General features: G+C 53.0%; 13 protein-coding genes, 1 tRNA gene and 1 riboswitch. Of the genes, 12 read left to right on the top strand and 2 right to left on the bottom strand.

Annotated elements, in window-relative coordinates:
* Positions 1-16: 16 nt before the first annotated feature.
* The 3 genes from MKY12_RS00805 (at position 17) to MKY12_RS00815 (ending at position 2261) form a co-directional block, all read left to right on the top strand.
* Entirely contained in the window at positions 17-796 is a 780-nt protein-coding gene (locus MKY12_RS00805) for a sugar phosphate isomerase/epimerase (protein ID WP_036732665.1), read from the top strand.
* An 88-nt stretch (positions 797-884) separates the two neighbouring features.
* A tRNA-Thr gene (locus MKY12_RS00810) sits at positions 885-956 on the top strand.
* A 156-nt stretch (positions 957-1112) separates the two neighbouring features.
* On the top strand, positions 1113-2261 hold the full coding sequence (locus tag MKY12_RS00815; protein ID WP_339312529.1) for a hypothetical protein: 1149 nt from the start codon (positions 1113-1115) through the stop codon (positions 2259-2261).
* On the opposite strand, the gene MKY12_RS00820 is transcribed toward MKY12_RS00815, so the two are convergent.
* A complete protein-coding gene (locus tag MKY12_RS00820; protein ID WP_339312530.1) occupies positions 2240-2992 on the bottom strand; it encodes a YukJ family protein in 753 nt (250 codons plus the stop codon). The genes MKY12_RS00815 and MKY12_RS00820 overlap by 22 nt on opposite strands.
* A 96-nt stretch (positions 2993-3088) precedes the next feature.
* Here MKY12_RS00820 and MKY12_RS00825 point away from each other — a divergent pair, with 96 nt between their 5' ends.
* Positions 3089-3511: an ASCH domain-containing protein gene (locus tag MKY12_RS00825; protein WP_339253216.1), complete on the top strand. Its 423-nt coding sequence runs from the start codon at positions 3089-3091 to the stop codon at positions 3509-3511.
* Between the two features lie 362 nt (positions 3512-3873).
* Here the strand turns inward: MKY12_RS00825 and MKY12_RS00830 are convergent, their stop codons facing one another.
* Positions 3874-4239 carry a hypothetical protein gene (locus MKY12_RS00830; RefSeq protein ID WP_051478700.1) on the bottom strand — a complete coding sequence of 122 codons (366 nt, stop codon included), beginning with the start codon at positions 4237-4239 and terminating at the stop codon, positions 3874-3876.
* A 750-nt stretch (positions 4240-4989) separates the two neighbouring features.
* Positions 4990-5082, top strand: a riboswitch (cyclic di-GMP riboswitch).
* A gap of 81 nt (positions 5083-5163) precedes the next feature.
* Between MKY12_RS00830 and MKY12_RS00835 the strand changes: the two genes are divergently transcribed.
* The 8 genes from MKY12_RS00835 to MKY12_RS00870 all read left to right on the top strand — a co-directional run bounded on the left by MKY12_RS00835 (position 5164) and on the right by MKY12_RS00870 (position 15237).
* Positions 5164-8061, top strand: a complete 2898-nt coding sequence (locus MKY12_RS00835; RefSeq protein WP_339312531.1) for a choice-of-anchor A family protein — start codon at positions 5164-5166, stop codon at positions 8059-8061.
* A 483-nt stretch (positions 8062-8544) separates the two neighbouring features.
* On the top strand, positions 8545-9510 hold the full coding sequence (locus MKY12_RS00840) for an alpha/beta hydrolase (protein WP_339257276.1): 966 nt from the start codon (positions 8545-8547) through the stop codon (positions 9508-9510).
* 517 nt (positions 9511-10027) lie between these two features.
* Positions 10028-11542, top strand: a complete 1515-nt coding sequence (locus MKY12_RS00845) for an HD domain-containing phosphohydrolase (RefSeq protein ID WP_339253219.1) — start codon at positions 10028-10030, stop codon at positions 11540-11542.
* Between the two features lie 204 nt (positions 11543-11746).
* Positions 11747-12136: a NusG domain II-containing protein gene (locus MKY12_RS00850; RefSeq protein ID WP_036700638.1), complete on the top strand. Its 390-nt coding sequence runs from the start codon at positions 11747-11749 to the stop codon at positions 12134-12136.
* Positions 12120-12683: a Gx transporter family protein gene (locus MKY12_RS00855; RefSeq protein WP_209994599.1), complete on the top strand. Its 564-nt coding sequence runs from the start codon at positions 12120-12122 to the stop codon at positions 12681-12683. Before MKY12_RS00850 ends, MKY12_RS00855 begins: the two co-directional genes overlap by 17 nt.
* Positions 12684-12702: 19 nt before the next feature.
* The gene (locus MKY12_RS00860; protein WP_339312532.1) at positions 12703-13569 is read left to right on the top strand and encodes an ATP-binding cassette domain-containing protein; all 867 of its coding nucleotides are present in this window, start codon (positions 12703-12705) and stop codon (positions 13567-13569) included.
* Positions 13545-14453 (top strand): energy-coupling factor transporter ATPase, encoded by a 909-nt coding sequence (locus MKY12_RS00865; RefSeq protein ID WP_339253224.1) that lies wholly within the window; start codon positions 13545-13547, stop codon positions 14451-14453. The genes MKY12_RS00860 and MKY12_RS00865 overlap by 25 nt, the downstream gene beginning before the upstream one ends.
* A complete protein-coding gene (locus MKY12_RS00870; protein ID WP_076085408.1) occupies positions 14446-15237 on the top strand; it encodes an energy-coupling factor transporter transmembrane component T in 792 nt (263 codons plus the stop codon). Before MKY12_RS00865 ends, MKY12_RS00870 begins: the two co-directional genes overlap by 8 nt.
* The last annotated feature ends 6 nt before the right edge of the window (positions 15238-15243 follow it).

Below are 15243 nucleotides of genomic sequence, written 5' to 3' on the forward strand. Positions count from 1 at the left end.
AAGGAGCGGATTCTTAATGACAGAAGCAGCACAGCAGATCGGAATTCAAATGTATACACTGCGTGACCAGACGGAACGCGATTTCCTCGGCACACTGGCCAAGGTGGCAGAGATGGGGTACCAGGCAGTGGAATTCGCCGGTTATTTCGGTGTATCTGCAGGGGAACTGCGCCGTAAGCTGGATGAACTTGGCCTGGCGGCCCCTTCGGCGCATGTAGGCCTGGACTTCAGCAGTCTGGATAAGATGGAACAGGCATTAGCCAAAGAGATTGAATACGGTGTAGAGCTCGGACTGCAATATATGATCACCCCGTCGGCACCGCTTCCGCCGAACCCTTCCATAGAGGATGTAACGAGAATCATTCCATTCCTGGAGAAGGCTTCCGCGATGGTCCGGGCGGCGGGGATGCAGTACGGCTACCACAACCATGATTATGAATTCAAAGAGGTTGACGGCAAGGCGGTCATCGATATCTGGCTGGAGCAGATTCCTGCCGAGCATATGCTGGCTGAGTTTGATCTGGGATGGGTATACAGGGGGGGAGCCCGGCCCGTTGATTATGTGTCACGGTACGCCGGCCGTGTTCCGCTGGTTCACATTAAGGACTTCGGAGCAGACAATGAGGAGACCGATCTCGGAAAGGGAGAGGTCGATTTCCGGAGCGTCTTCGAGATCGCGGAGCAGAGCGGAATTCTCTATTATATTGTGGAGCAAGAGGCATATGAGGTATCCTCCCTTGCAAGCGCTAAGCTCGCACTGGATTATTTCCGCGGGCTGGGGCTGATGCAGGGCTGATGACACAGCAACCAGCGGAAAAAGGGCTTGCGTTTTCCGCTGGAAGAGTTATAATATTTTGTGTTTGGCAGGACAGCAAAGCCTGTTCGCTGGTGTAGCTCAGGGGTAGAGCAACGCACTCGTAATGCGTAGGCCGGGGGTTCAATTCCCTTCACCAGCATTCTTACAAAGTCGATAGTGGCGCGGGTTTCCGGTTTTTTGGAACTGCGCCTTTTTTCTATGCAAGCATCAACATCTACCATTCTTCTAACCTTTAGTTAAGTAAAGTGGGGAGCTTATGGTTGGATGCTAGGAGGCAAGGAGGCAAGGATCTTATATGGGAAACCGGACATTCCTGAGTGTTACCAGTGCCGATACAGATTTGATTGATTATGAGAATACAGCTTTCGAAACGAATAATTTTCTCGCTCCAATATGGTTTTGTCTGGTCAGCCAAGACCAGTTCCAGCACTATAGCAGGCAGCTTATGCAAGCTTGGAGCAAGATTCAACCCCATATGGACCAACCGGATGTGGAGGATTTGCCTGAGTGGGAACATTTTTCAGAGGCCTTCCAATGGCAGATTCCATGGGCGGATGCTGCAGAGCAATTGCGCCTGAGTTTACCCGGCACGCTGGCCCATTTCCCAGCGCTTTCCACTCCTGTACATGAGTGGCTGGAAACCTTATCGACCCATGTAAAGCGTTATTCTGCTGCTGTTATTCATCTGGAGCTTTCGCAATATTTCTCATTCACGGGCGATCCTGCCCTGTATCTAAAAGACATTCAAGAATACGTTACCCTCTGGCAGTCGCCGCATCCCTCGCATGAGAAGGTCTGGCAGGGAGCAGCCGATAACTTTTATATGCTGAATGGGGAGCATTTGCCTAGGAGGGAACGAACGGCAGCTCAACCGGAGCAAGCTACCGATATTCAGCCAGCACAGTCCATTCCTCCAGTATCCGGGAAGCGCCAGTCCAATTGGAGGCAGGAGCTCTACATCTGGTTGCTTGCGATTCTATCCGCAGCCCTCTTTTTTGCCGTCTATGTCAAGACCTTCAGTGGTTGGTTGGCGGTGCTCTGCTTCTTCATCCCCTCCCTGTGTATCGTTTTGTGGAAAATAATTATCGGTCGTAAACAAACCTCCCGCCATCAGCTGGAAGCGGCTAGGACCTCGAAAAGGAACAGTCTCCCCTCTTATCCTGTGCTAAGGATTGAGTATTTCGACGGGCGTTCACCTATTGGGGTGGATGGCATGGAAATTGGTCCTTCGGAGGATAAAGCGTTACCGGATCTTATCCCCTGGCTGCAAATCCTACAAGCAAAGGTGCTTTCATCTCATGAGGTCGAGCTCATCGTTTCTGCTAACCAATCACCCGTCTCTACCTTACAACTTCATTTGAGGCTGGATGAACAGTTGGATGCCAAGGATATCGTATCAGCGGTTAATGCGATGGTGTTGGCTCATGACAAAACATTGGTATGATTACATTCACTAACCGGCTTGGTGGCATCTCCCTGGTCGTTGGTACACCAGGATTGGGACTGGAAGGCCAGGAAGATAGCCACCCATCTGTGTTCATTCTCGAAATGAATAAGGACGCCGCCGTCTTGCCATGTGCCATTTTCACTGGCGTACCCGCCCGCATTGCCTTGGTTCATATGAATATTATGAACGCCCTGCCCAGGGGAGAAGCCGAAGTACTTATCGGGCTTATCCTCTTCGGGTCCCCAAGGCTCGCCGAATACGTACAGGGTTGCATCCTGTTCCTGTGCCTCCTTGAGATAAGAGGTGATTTTGTCATAAAGATTGTTGCGGGGATCGCTGTTTTCGGGTTCATTCCGGTTCGTATTAGGCAGAGCTACCATCTTACTGGGAATCACCAGGTTTCCCCTGATATAATCAAGGGCAAGGCTCCGGTTATGTCCGGTGATCTTCGTGAAGCCGGATTCAAGCGTGAGCCAACGGGCCGTTTCTTCCGCTTTGAAATCTTCGCCCACATAATAAAGCACCTGATTTGCAGTGTCCTCCGGTAAATGTTCCGCTTTTGCGCTTGATCTGATATTGATAGCCACCCTGTACTTTTTATTAATATCACCTTCAACCTCAACCAGTACCTGGACATGATTATTTTTGACACCTAGCTTATATATGGTATCCTCATTGGATAATTTGCATTTTAATACCCCGTACCCTTGATCTAATCCGTTACCCATAGTTCGTCAGTCCCCCTTCTTAGCTATTAATGTTTCCCATAGAAGGTCATAGTAATTCTAAGTAAAAGGTGTTCAACATAGGAGGTAAGCTGCATTATGAAATGCCTAACCATTCGCCAGCCGTGGGCCACGTTAATTGCGCTGGGAGAAAAACAAATCGAAACCCGGACCTGGCGGACCGCCCACCGGGGAGAGTTAGCCATTCATGCCGGGATGCAGGTGAATAAGGCGATCTGCCGGACGGAGCCGTATCAGTCGTTGCTGGCCCGTCACGGCTACACTGCGGACAACCTGCCGACGGGCAAGATCATTGCAGTCAGCCGCATTGCGGATTGCTGTGAGGTGACGCCGGAGCTTTCGCAGCAAGGCTGGCCGGGCGGCAATGAATATGTATTCGGCAATTATGCCGAAGGAAGGTATGCCTGGATGCTGGAGGAGGTTGTTCCGCTGGTACATCCCATACCTGCTAAGGGACGTCTGGGTTTCTGGGAATATCCGGTGCTGGAAGAGGAATTGTGAATTTCTTGACGGCAATGTGAAGAAAAATTGCTCCAGATTGGCTGTCAGCTGGTATAATTGGGATATTCGGCGGGAAATCTTCCTATATATAAGGAGAGTTGTGCTCTGAGGCGGTCTACCGCTGGAGAGGGGCAGAAATGCCGGGAAGGAGCGTATGCATAATAGATGGGAAGCCTTCTAATTGCATGGCTTTGTATGCTTTGTTTGTTTCTTGCGTTCAGGGATCAGGTAAGCCGGAGAATCCTGTACCCGGTAGCTGTGGTGGTGATATGCGGCACATTGGGGTATTGGACGTTGTTAATGTAACCGCATCCCGGTGATCATTTAATGCAGAAGTCTGCCGCTTGCGGCAGGCTTCTTTGTTAGCGCTGCTCCATCTTCTCCATACCCAGATATCTGCGCATATGCAGAGTGGCCTGGGCGGCAATCACATCATCCAGCAGCAGCATCCGTTCGTGATAGCCCCTGCAGACAAATTTGGCTTCAACACCCGTCTCCAACCGCTGCTGCTCATAGACCTTCAGACCACGGGCGCGCATTCCGGCACGGACCTCCCGCAGATCGGCAGAAGCGGCATGAGCGGCCGACTGGATTACCTCCAGATAAGGTGCAGGCGTGCGCAGCTCAGAGGCTATAGCAGAAGCATCGCGCTCGAAGGCGGATAGAATAAGCGGCAGCAAAATATAGGATTTGACCAGCAGGTTATCCTGGCTCTCTGCTCTTTGCATCCTTCTCAACCCCTCAAAGAGAACGTATATTCGCATTGTAACTCATCCTTCAAAAAATAATCAATGGGTTTTATAAATTAACTCAAATAATGTGATATATTTCACAAAAAAATAAGATGAATTATTTTATATTAAAATTGAAATATTAAAGATTGATAAATAAATCAGCTCAAAGGAGAATGGCAATGAGTCATGAAGGAAGCCTCCGCCGTGGTTTGGTATTCGGGATCATTCTAAGTGTTCCGCTCTGGGTATCGATGATTGGCTGGGTTCAGCTGTTCGGGTCTGCCTAGGCGACATTTTATTCAAAATATATGAAGTCTATTAGCAGGTGTCGTCCCTATGGGCGGCACTTTTTTTGGAGCTGAGATGCCCAAAAATAGGTAAAATTGCATTGAACAGGAGCAGATAATGAGTAGGGGTGGGCTGAGGGCGATAAAATAGGACGAATGCATCAAATTTTAATGATATAAATTGATAGTATTATAGAAAAGAGAGACAAACGGCTATAGCCAATCCTCTGATTTCTCGACTTTTTTCGTCAGTAGATAAAAAAGAGACTCGCCCCTGAACCCTTATGGTACAAGGGATCAATGAGCAACCATCGTAAAAAATAATTTCAAAAAATATACTGGGAGTGGATTGACAATAGGGTGGGAGAGCGGATAAACTGAAATTAGTACAAAAGTAACAAATGTCATAGACTCAACAATGATCTTACATAAGCAAATCTCAATTGCATACCGAAATCATGTACAAACGCAAACCGTATCGAAAGAACGGGACGCAAAGTCAGGAATCTACTGTCTCTAAAGTTGAGGCTAGGGTCGTCCGGCCGCCGTGAAGCTAACCCTTCGTGGCGGTCTTTTTGTTGTTATAGTCGCGTGACAGATTCATAGAATAGTAACTAGGAGGTGTGGACTATTGAAAAAAGGAGTACGTAAAACAGCCGCCATCATTATGGCGGGCCTATTGACCGTATCCAGTGCTTTTACGTGGGGCACGGATGTCAGAGCAGCTTCAGGGGTGCCGTATACGCCAACACCGGTTTTGGGGGTCGCAGGGAATTTTAATGCTTTTATCCTCGGGGATTTTAAACAAGCCAATGATCAGATTGAAGGCCGCCTGGCAGCGGCGGGGGACATTACCCTCTCCGGAGGTTACGGAGTAGCTAGGGCATACAGGGATGCTTCGCCGACGGATGTACTTGTGGCCGGTAAGAATTTTGTACATTCAGGCAGTGGAGAGATCTATGGAAATGTGGTATTTGGGGATAGCTTTACAGCCAATGAGCCTGGTGTCAACATCAAAGGCGGGAAGAAAAATGCCAGCCCGATTGATTTTGCAGCCGAGCAGCAAGCTCTGATCTCCCGTTCCACAGAGTATGGGGCCTTGGCTGACACGAATGAGATCGGCAATAACAATTATGGACAGCTCAAGATAAGTGCACCGGATCGTTTCAATGTAGTTCATTTGGATGCCTCGACACTGGCGAAGACCAACTATATCGAATTCAACATTGCACAGAACGCTACGCTGATTATTAATATTAGCGGGTCTATAGTCAATGTGCCAAGTTTTGCAATGAATAACGGCAGAGCCAGTCAGGTATTGTTCAACTTTTACGAAGCTTCTGAGGTGAATATCGCTTATACCTCATTCTTCGGGACGATCCTCGCACCTAGAGCGGATGTTCATTATGCCGGAGCAGAGCTGTACGGGACTCTGATTGCAAAATCTTTTAGCGGCGGGGTTGAGATGCACCTGGGATTGTACGAGGGAGAGGGGCCGCCACCGAGTCCGACGCCGACCGCAACGCCGACACCTAGTCCATCACCGACACCAGCGGCTACACCGACACCGACAGTGAAACCAACACCGACGGTAACACCAACACCTACAGTGAAGCCAACACCGACGGTAACACCAACACCTACAGTGAAGCCGACACCGACGGTAACACCAACACCTACAGTGAAGCCAACACCAACGGTAACGCCTACACCTACAGTGAAGCCAACGCCGACGGTAACGCCGACTCCAACTGTGAAGCCAACACCGACCATAAAACCGTCACCTACACCTGTGTGCACTCCAACTCCAAAGCCAACACCGACTGTAAAGCCGACACCAACGCCGACCGTGAAGCCGACACCAACGCCGACTGTGAAGCCAACACCAACGCCGACCGTGAAGCCAACACCAACGCCGACCGTGAAGCCAACACCAACGCCGACTGTGAAGCCGACGCCAACACCGACCGTGAAGCCGACGCCAACGCCGACCGTGAAGCCGACACCAACGCCGACCGTGAAGCCGACACCAACGCCGACTGTGAAGCCGACACCAACACCGACTGTGAAGCCGACACCAACGCCAACGGTGAAGCCAACACCGACACCAACAGCGGTGCCGACTCCAACACCAACGGTGAAGCCAACACCAACGCCGACCGTGAAGCCGACACCAACGCCAACTGTGAAGCCAACGCCGACCGTGAAGCCGACACCAACACCAACTGTGAAGCCGACGCCAACGCCAACAGCTGTACCGACACCAACGCCAACAGCTGGACCGACACCAACACCGACGGCAGAACCAACACCAACGCCAACAGCGGGACCGACACCAACGCCAACGGCAGAGCCGACACCAACACCAACGGCAGTACCGACACCAACGCCAACAGCAGTACCGACACCAACGCCAACGGCAGAACCGACACCAACACCAACGGCAGAACCGACACCAACACCAACGGCAGTACCGACACCAACACCGACGGTAGAACCAACACCAACGCCGACAGCAGAACCGACACCAACGCCAACGGCAGAACCGACACCAACACCAACGGCAGAGCCGACACCAACGCCAACGGCGGAACCAACACCAACGCCAACGGTAGAGCCAACACCAACGCCAACGGCGGAACCGACACCAACACCAACGGCAGAGCCGACACCAACGCCAACAGCTGAGCCAACACCAACGCCAACGGTAGAGCCAACACCAACACCGACGGCAGAGCCGACACCAACGCCAACAGCTGAGCCGACACCAACGCCAACGGCAGAGCCAACACCAACGCCAACAGCTGAGCCAACACCAACGCCAACGGCAGAACCGACATCAACGCCAACAGCTGAGCCAACACCAACGCCAACGGCAGAGCCAACACCAACACCGACGGTAGAACCAACACCAACACCGACGGTAGAACCAACACCGACACCAACGGTAGAGCCGACACCAACGCCAACGGTAGAACCAACGCCAACACCGACACCAACGGTAGAGCCGACGCCAACACCAACGCCAACACCAACACCGACGCCAACGCCAACACCGACACCGACGGCAACGCCAACACCAACACCGACGGTAGAGCCGACACCAACGCCGACACCAGAACCAACACCAGTAACAACACCAGCGCCAACATCGCCGCCGTTCAGTTTCCCTCCAGTGCCTACGCCGACTCCGATTATCGGATTTATCGTGAGCAATGATGTGGTTGTGAATGATGATCCGCTGCCGCTTGGACCTGTAGCAACTCCAATAGCTACAACAGTGCCGACGCCGACACCGGCTGTTGCGGTTGCGCAAATAGCAGCAACACCGGAGCCAACGCCTTCAGCAGAACCGGCACCCGGTGTAGTCCTTATTGATGATGAGGTTCCTCTAGGCGGTGTGCCTGTGGATGGAACCTTGCCGAAGACGGGCGAATCCAGTCCTGCGCCTTATTATTTTGCCGGTTTGGCACTCGCTGGTCTGGGCTTGATTCTTAGAAGAACCACCAGAAACAGCAAACGTAAGTGAGTGACCCGAACTGAGATTTATACAAACAAACGATGATCCTGTAATTTGACAAGGGCTGCTTTCGGAGAAGATGTTCTCCTGGAAGCAGCTCTTTTTTTCGTTGGAAATAAGTGCCCGGATACAGAATGTATGCGAAAAACAACATACAATGTGCCGGTGAGAGAGTCAGCGGACCAATGTATGCGAAAAACAATATACAATGTGCCGATGAGAGAGTCAGCGGACCAAATGTATGTGGAAAACAGCATACAATGTGCCGGTGAGAGAGTCAGCGGATCAAATGTATGTGGAAAACAACATACATGCAATCTGCTGCGGGAAGGCGAGTATGCTAAATGAGTCCACCTGCTTCTTTCAAGAGTCATGCAGAGTACAATGGAGTTGAAGTTTGCGCCTCAGCCGTATTTTTAGTTGGCCTAACTCCCATGCTATACTAGGCTCAAATTAATATGGTTGCTTACTGAAGGAGGAACGTTGATGTGGATGATATACCTGCTTGTGGTGCTGATCGTGGTGGCCGGAGGGGTGGGGTATGCAGGATTCTATTTTTATGGAGTAGCCATTAAACGGGCCCCTAAGGAATTCCTGGCCAAGACCCCAGACCTTAAGATCGATCCGCCGCCGGTGGCCGGAGCCTCGTGGGGAGAAGGAGCGGAGTGGGTGTCCCGGCAGACCTTCCGTGAGGTGGAGCTGATGTCTGAGGATGGGCTCAAGCTGCAGGGCTATTATCTGGCGTCAGAGCGTGCTGCCGGACGGACGGTCATTGTTGCCCACGGGTATTCCGGGAAGGCCAAGGATATGGGAGCGACTGCTAAGAACTATTATGAGAATCTGGGGTACAATGTGCTGCTGCCTGATGCCCGGGGACATGGGAAAAGTGAAGGCGATTATATCGGCTTTGGCTGGCCGGAGCGCCGGGATTATCTGAAATGGATCAGATTCGTCCTGCAGGAGAACGGTCCGGATGCGCAGATCGTGCTGCATGGTGTATCAATGGGCGGGGCTACGGTGCTGATGACGTCCGGGGAGGAGCTTCCTCCGCAGGTCAAGGCGATTGTCGCCGATTGCGGCTACACCTCGGTCAAGGCGCAGCTGTCCTATCAGCTGAAGCGGATGTACCGTCTGCCCAGCTTCCCGTTTGTGCCGGTGGCCAGTCTGGTGACCCGGATGAAGGCCGGTTATTTCTTCGGGGAGGCGTCTGCGCTGAAGCAGGTTCGCAAGGCCAAGGTGCCGATTCTGTTCATCCACGGGGATGCGGATAAGTTCGTGCCTTATGCAATGATGAATGAGCTGTATGAGGCCTGCCGGAGTCCGAAGGAGCAACTGGTGGTGCATGGAGCGGGGCATGGTCTTGCCTATGATACGGATAAAAGCACATACATCCGCACAGTAGGCGAATTCGTGGAACGTTATGTACACAGTCCGGCTGCCGCTGAATCTATACGGTAAAAAAGTCCGTAGAACGTAGACGCGCCCGATATCCGCTGACAGCGGTTATCGGGCGCTAATTATGTTCCACACATGGGGCCTTTCCCTGAAGAACAGAGAAGCAGCCAGCCATGTCTTATCGGTATATTAATCCCCCGCCGTCTGTGAGCAAGACGGGTGTCGTTATTCCTTGTTATTTCCAGCAGCCGTGTGGCGAGAATAATCCTTCCAATACGACAAAAGCCCTACCTCTCTTTTGTCCTTGCGGCTCCGTGGCCGCGCCAGTGTGAATCGGAATGCTATGTTCGAATTTAGTCTCATAAAAGGGATAAGTACTGCAAGAAAACGTAAGATATTGTGTCCAAACCGCCGATAATATAGAGAAGTGATTCATCGGCCTGACATCTTCTTGATGGGGATAAACATACTCGAAAACAAATATTATTTTATTATAGCATGGTCTTCACATAAATGCAACTGTATATTGGGCTGAGGCCGGACGGGGATGAGTGGACAGATGAGACTATACAGAAGCTTTTTGAGAAATCAGATCCGGAACTACATCTTCGGCTCAGCGGTAGCGGTACTCGCGGTCGGGAGTCTGCTTATGTTATCTTCCCTGGAGATCAGCCGGGTTGAATACTACCGCCTCTTACTGGTACTTGCTTGTTCTTTCGTAATAATGGCGTCTATAGAGATTACTGTCTTTCTCAGACAGATCAGGCCCATACGGGCTGCGCTCGTTCAGGAGAATGCTGCGCTATCGATGCTGGAAGAAGCATATCTGCATACGCACCTGCTGCCCAAACGGGCTATACAGCGGATTATGGGGCCGCATCTGCTCGGATTATCCGTTCCGGCTCTGCTGCTGTCGGTGTGGATGATCCATTCTGGCTGGGTCACGTTTCCGTACTTCTATCTGATTCTGGCGATGTGCTGCGCAGTGCTTGTGGCTTGTATGCATTCCCTCATTGAATTCTTCCTGACCTGCACCTCCATTATTCCGCTGATCAAGGAATTCAGGAACCGTGCGCTGGAGCAGTATGGTGTGGATTTTTCCCTGGAGGGCCATGTGTTCGTGCCGATACGCCCCAAATTCTTGGTAAGCTGTATGCTGATCGGCACCTTCCCGCTGTTCCTGTTTATTATGGCCACGCATATCCGTATGAACGGTGAAGGGGATTCGATAGTCGTCGTCGGACTTCAGAGCTACTGGGCCTGGGCGGGGATGGTGCTGCTGATCGGCACGCTGTTCTCCTCCATTGCGGCCTGGCTGCTGACGAACAGCGTACAGCATCCGATCCATGAGCTGTATCAGGCGATGAACCAGGTGAAGGACGGCAATCTGATCCAGGTGCAGGATGAGTACTCCGATGAATTCTCGAAGCTGGTGGCAGGCTTTAACATGATGGTCCGGGGGCTGCAGGCGCGGGAGCAGCAGAGCCGCCAGCTGCTGGACAGCTACTTCTCCACCCTTGCCGTGGCGCTGGACGCCCGCGATTCGTATACGGCAGGACACTCTCTCCGTGTAGCGGAGTATTCGGTGATTATCGGGCAGCTGGCCGGACTGAGGGGGCAGGAGCTGGATGATCTGCGCAAGTCAGCACTGCTGCATGATATTGGTAAGATCGGGGTGAGAGACAGCATCCTGTTCAAGGAAGAAGCCTTAACGGATGAGGAATTCCTCCAGATTCAGAGTCATACGGTGCTGGGAGAGAATATTCTGCGGCAGATTGAACCGGCGGACAAAATGGCACCCTATCTGGGCGGCGTCCGCTCGCATCATGAGCGTTATGACGGCCGGGGCTACCCGGATGGTCTTGCCGGTATGAATATTCCGTTGCACGGCCGGATTATCGCTGTGGCGGATGCTTATGATGCTATGACGTCCGACCGGCCTTACCGGAAAGGGATGGACCATGAACGGGCGCTGAATATTCTGGAGCAGGGCAGGGGGAGTCAGTGGGACCCTGAATTCGCCGGACTGTTCCTGGGGTACTTCGGCCGGAAGCCGGAAGCCTCTAAGGGTGCTCAGCCCGTCCAAGCCGGGTAATTCTATAAATGATTGCATTATCCTTATATTCCTTGCCGAAGCGGATACTATCCAGTTTATGGAGGATCCGCTTCAGCTTTGCGTGCCTATTTTGTGAACTGACATGGAATTACGACAATTAACGACTACATTCATTGAAGGATTGAGGGCAGACCGTTATAATTATTAAGTCTGGATTTTAATTAAAAAATAAGGGAGATTTCTATGAAACGCGCAGATGTGCTGCTGATTTCTATCGTTCTGATTGCTGCGCTCGCTTTTCTCGTGCCAAGATGGCTGTCAAACGATGCTGATAAAGGTGGGCCGGGCAAAGAACTCAAGGCCAACATCACGGTAGATGGTAAGTTATTCAAAACGATAACCCTTACCAAAGAAGAGCAGACTATTGAGGTCCGCACCGAACGGGGCTATAACATTCTTAAGGTGCATGATTACGGGGTCGAGATGTTTGATGCGGATTGTCCCGATAAGGTCTGTCTCGGCTTCGGATTCATCACGCTGCCGAAGCAGACCATCGTATGTCTTCCGCACCGGGTATTGGTGGAGATTGCAAGTGCGGCCGGGGAGGATGAAGTAGATGGCTATGTCCAGTAGTGAATCGGCTACAGCGCTGAAGCGGACCGTAATTATCGCTATATTCGCTGCCGTTGCTGTGGTGCTGAGTATTGTGGAGGCGCAGATCCCGCTCGCAGGAGTGGGGCTGATGCCCGGGGCGAAGCTGGGCTTCGCCAATATTATGATTTTGACCTGCATTTACTTTTTGCGCGGACGCGATGTATTGGTACTGGTGATCCTCAAGACCCTGCTGACCGCCTTCCTGCTCGGTACGCTGTCCAGCCTGCTGTTCAGCCTGTTCGGTTCCCTGTTCAGCTTCATCGTGATGTTCGCGCTGGTGAAGCTCGGCCGCAAAAAATTCAGTGTCATCGGCATCAGCATTGCAGGCGGATTGGCTCACAATACGGGGCAGCTGCTGGCAGCCTCGTTCGTGTTCAATTCAACGAGTATTTTCTATTACCTGCCGGTGCTGCTGATTACCGGTATTATTACGGGCATTGCTGTCGGCTTCGCCGTCCGGTATGTGGTTGACTCGCTATCCAAAATATCCTTGTTTGAAGAGTTCCTGAACGGACCGGGTCACTAGCTGCGGAAGGATGAGTAACATGAATCAAGCGTACAACGATACAAAAGCCGGTGAAAAGCCAGCGGTGATTGCCCTTGAGGGCGTATCCTTCGGCTATGACCCGGAGCATCCGATTCTCCACGATATCAACGTGTCGATCCCGCAGGGCCAATGGGTGAGCATTGTGGGGCCTAACGGCTGCGGCAAATCGACCCTGGTCAAGCTGCTGAATGCGCTGCTTCCGAAGAGTGCAGGCCAGATCTCTGTCTGCGGACATACGCTGCAGGAAGAGACGGTTCAGTCCATCCGGCAATGCATCGGAATGGTCTTCCAGAACCCCGATAACCAGTTCATCGGTCAGACGGTGGAAGAAGATATTCTCTTCGGCCTGGAGGGCCAGTGCCTGTCCTACGAAGAGATGAAGGAGCGGCTTGAATTCTATACTGGTAAGCTCGGGATTGGCCATCTGCTGTCGAAGCATCCCGGAGAGCTGTCGGGCGGGCAGAAGCAGCGAGTGGCCATCGCCTCGATTCTCGCCATGAAGCCAGGCATCGTCATCTTCGACGAGGCCTCTTCTATGTTGGACGAAGGCAGCCGCGATGAGCTGATGGGGATTCTGCGGGACATGCAGGCCGCGGGCAGCTACACGATTCTGCTGATTACCCATGATGCCGATGAGATTCTGGCTTCGGACCGGGTGCTTGCGCTGCACGGGGGAAGCATTACGGCAGATGTATCACCTGCGGAGCTGTTCCGTGATGCGGAGCTGCTGGAGAAGTGTCATTTGCGGGAGCCTTATACTTGGCAGCTAGCCCGTGAACTGGAGAGCCGGGGAATTACGGTGGATGTACCCGCCAGCGAAAAGGAGCTTATAGACACACTATGGCAATACAACTACAGCAAGTAAGCTACACGTATGCCGACCGCAGTATGTGGAAGCAGACGGCGCTGCACGGGATTAATCTGGAGATTGCCGAGGGTTCGCTGACCGGCATTGCCGGAGCCACCGGCTCCGGCAAATCTACACTGCTCCAGCTGTTCAATGGCATTCTTAAGCCGACGGAAGGCACGGTGCAGGTGCTGGATGTAACGATAACTGCTGGGGAGAAATCACCGAGGCTGCTTCCGCTGCGGCGGAGGGTAGGCCTCGTCTTTCAATTCCCGGAGCAGCAGATGTTCGAAGATACGGTGGAGAAGGATCTCTGCTTCGGGCCGCTGAACTTCGGAGTCAGTCTGGAGGAGGCCAAGGCACGGGCCCGCAAGTCGATGACGGACATGGGGCTGGATCTGGCGCTGCTGGAGCGCAATCCCTTCCGGCTCAGCGGAGGACAGATGCGCAAGGCGGCTATCGCTTCCGTGCTGGCAATGGACCCGGACATTGTGGTGCTGGATGAGCCGACAGCCACCCTGGACCCGGTAAGCCGCGCGGAGCTGATCGCGCTCTTGGAGCGGCTGTGCCGCGAGCAGGGCCGGACGATCATCATCGTGACGCACCGGATGGATGAACTGTTGCCGTATGCCGACAACTGGGTGCTGCTTAAGGATGGGGAGCTCGCCTTCCAGGGCAGCGGCGGTGAGCTGGCCGCTGATCCGGCGATTCTTACGCGCTGCGGACTGCGGGTTCCGCAGTCTCTGCGTTACTGGCAGGCTGCCGCCGAGCGCTTCGGCCTTAGCGGCGAGAAGCCGCTCCTTACAGCGGAGGGCCTCGCGGGGCGGCTTGCGGCCTTGCTGGAAGAGCGCCGCATGCTGAATGCCTCCGGCACGGAAGAAATGGGGAATGGCCATGAATGAGCGTCTGCTGCTGGGACGCAGCATTGATACGGGCTCCTGGGTCCATAAGCTGGATGCCCGGTCCAAAATCACCGGGATGCTGCTCTATGTAGCCATCATCCTGCTGTCCACTTCCTGGATATCGATCGGGCTGGTCGCGGTCTTCTCCATCGTGGTGATGGCGACGACCCGCATTCCACTGAAATATTTCATCAAGGCTGCGAAGCCTCTGCGTTATCTGATGCTGTTCATCTTCATCGTACAGGCGCTATCCGTGAAGGAAGGGGAGGTGCTATGGTCGCTTGGCTCGTTCTCGCTGCATGCGGGCGGCCTGCGGATGGGAGCATTTTCTGTCATCCGCATGTTATTCCTGCTGACCTTCACAGCCCTACTGACCTTCACGACGACACCCGCCAAGCTGAATCAGGGACTTGAGGGAGTACTGGCCCCGCTTAAGAAGCTCCGGCTGTCACCGGACCGGATTACGCTGATGATTAGCATCGCGCTCCGCTTCATCCCGACGATTCTGGATGAGGCGCAGATTATCCTGAAGGCGCAGGCCTCGCGCGGAGCGGATCTGAAGGAGCTGCCGCTGAAGGAGAAGGCGCGGATGCTTGTCTCGCTGCTGGTCCCGGTTATCGCCAGTGCGTTCCGGCGCGCCCAGGATCTGATCTATTCCATGGAAGCCCGGGGCTTCCGCATGGATGCGCCGCGCAGCCGGTATCACCGGCTCAGGTGGGGCGCGGCGGATACGCTTTTTGTTGCTATGTTTGTTGTACTGGGAGTTGCAGTTGTATTATTGTAAGACATT

Origin of the sequence: Paenibacillus sp. FSL M7-0896, from assembly GCF_037975415.1 — a bacterium.
Classification (GTDB): Bacteria; Bacillota; Bacilli; order Paenibacillales; family Paenibacillaceae; genus Paenibacillus_AQ; species Paenibacillus_AQ silagei.

Excerpts from the sequence above, each read along its gene's own strand:
- MKY12_RS00820 (WP_339312530.1), bottom strand. The coding sequence starts at position 2,992 with ATGGGTAACGGATTAGATCAAGGGTACGGGGTATTAAAATGCAAATTA.
- MKY12_RS00860 (WP_339312532.1), top strand. The coding sequence starts at position 12,703 with ATGAATCAAGCGTACAACGATACAAAAGCCGGTGAAAAGCCAGCGGTG.
- MKY12_RS00825 (WP_339253216.1), top strand. The coding sequence starts at position 3,089 with ATGAAATGCCTAACCATTCGCCAGCCGTGGGCCACGTTAATTGCGCTG.
- MKY12_RS00805 (WP_036732665.1), top strand. The coding sequence starts at position 17 with ATGACAGAAGCAGCACAGCAGATCGGAATTCAAATGTATACACTGCGT.
- MKY12_RS00855 (WP_209994599.1), top strand. The coding sequence starts at position 12,120 with ATGGCTATGTCCAGTAGTGAATCGGCTACAGCGCTGAAGCGGACCGTA.
- MKY12_RS00815 (WP_339312529.1), top strand. The coding sequence starts at position 1,113 with ATGGGAAACCGGACATTCCTGAGTGTTACCAGTGCCGATACAGATTTG.
- MKY12_RS00865 (WP_339253224.1), top strand. The coding sequence starts at position 13,545 with ATGGCAATACAACTACAGCAAGTAAGCTACACGTATGCCGACCGCAGT.
- MKY12_RS00850 (WP_036700638.1), top strand. The coding sequence starts at position 11,747 with ATGAAACGCGCAGATGTGCTGCTGATTTCTATCGTTCTGATTGCTGCG.
- MKY12_RS00840 (WP_339257276.1), top strand. The coding sequence starts at position 8,545 with ATGATATACCTGCTTGTGGTGCTGATCGTGGTGGCCGGAGGGGTGGGG.
- MKY12_RS00830 (WP_051478700.1), bottom strand. The coding sequence starts at position 4,239 with ATGCAAAGAGCAGAGAGCCAGGATAACCTGCTGGTCAAATCCTATATT.
- MKY12_RS00870 (WP_076085408.1), top strand. The coding sequence starts at position 14,446 with ATGAATGAGCGTCTGCTGCTGGGACGCAGCATTGATACGGGCTCCTGG.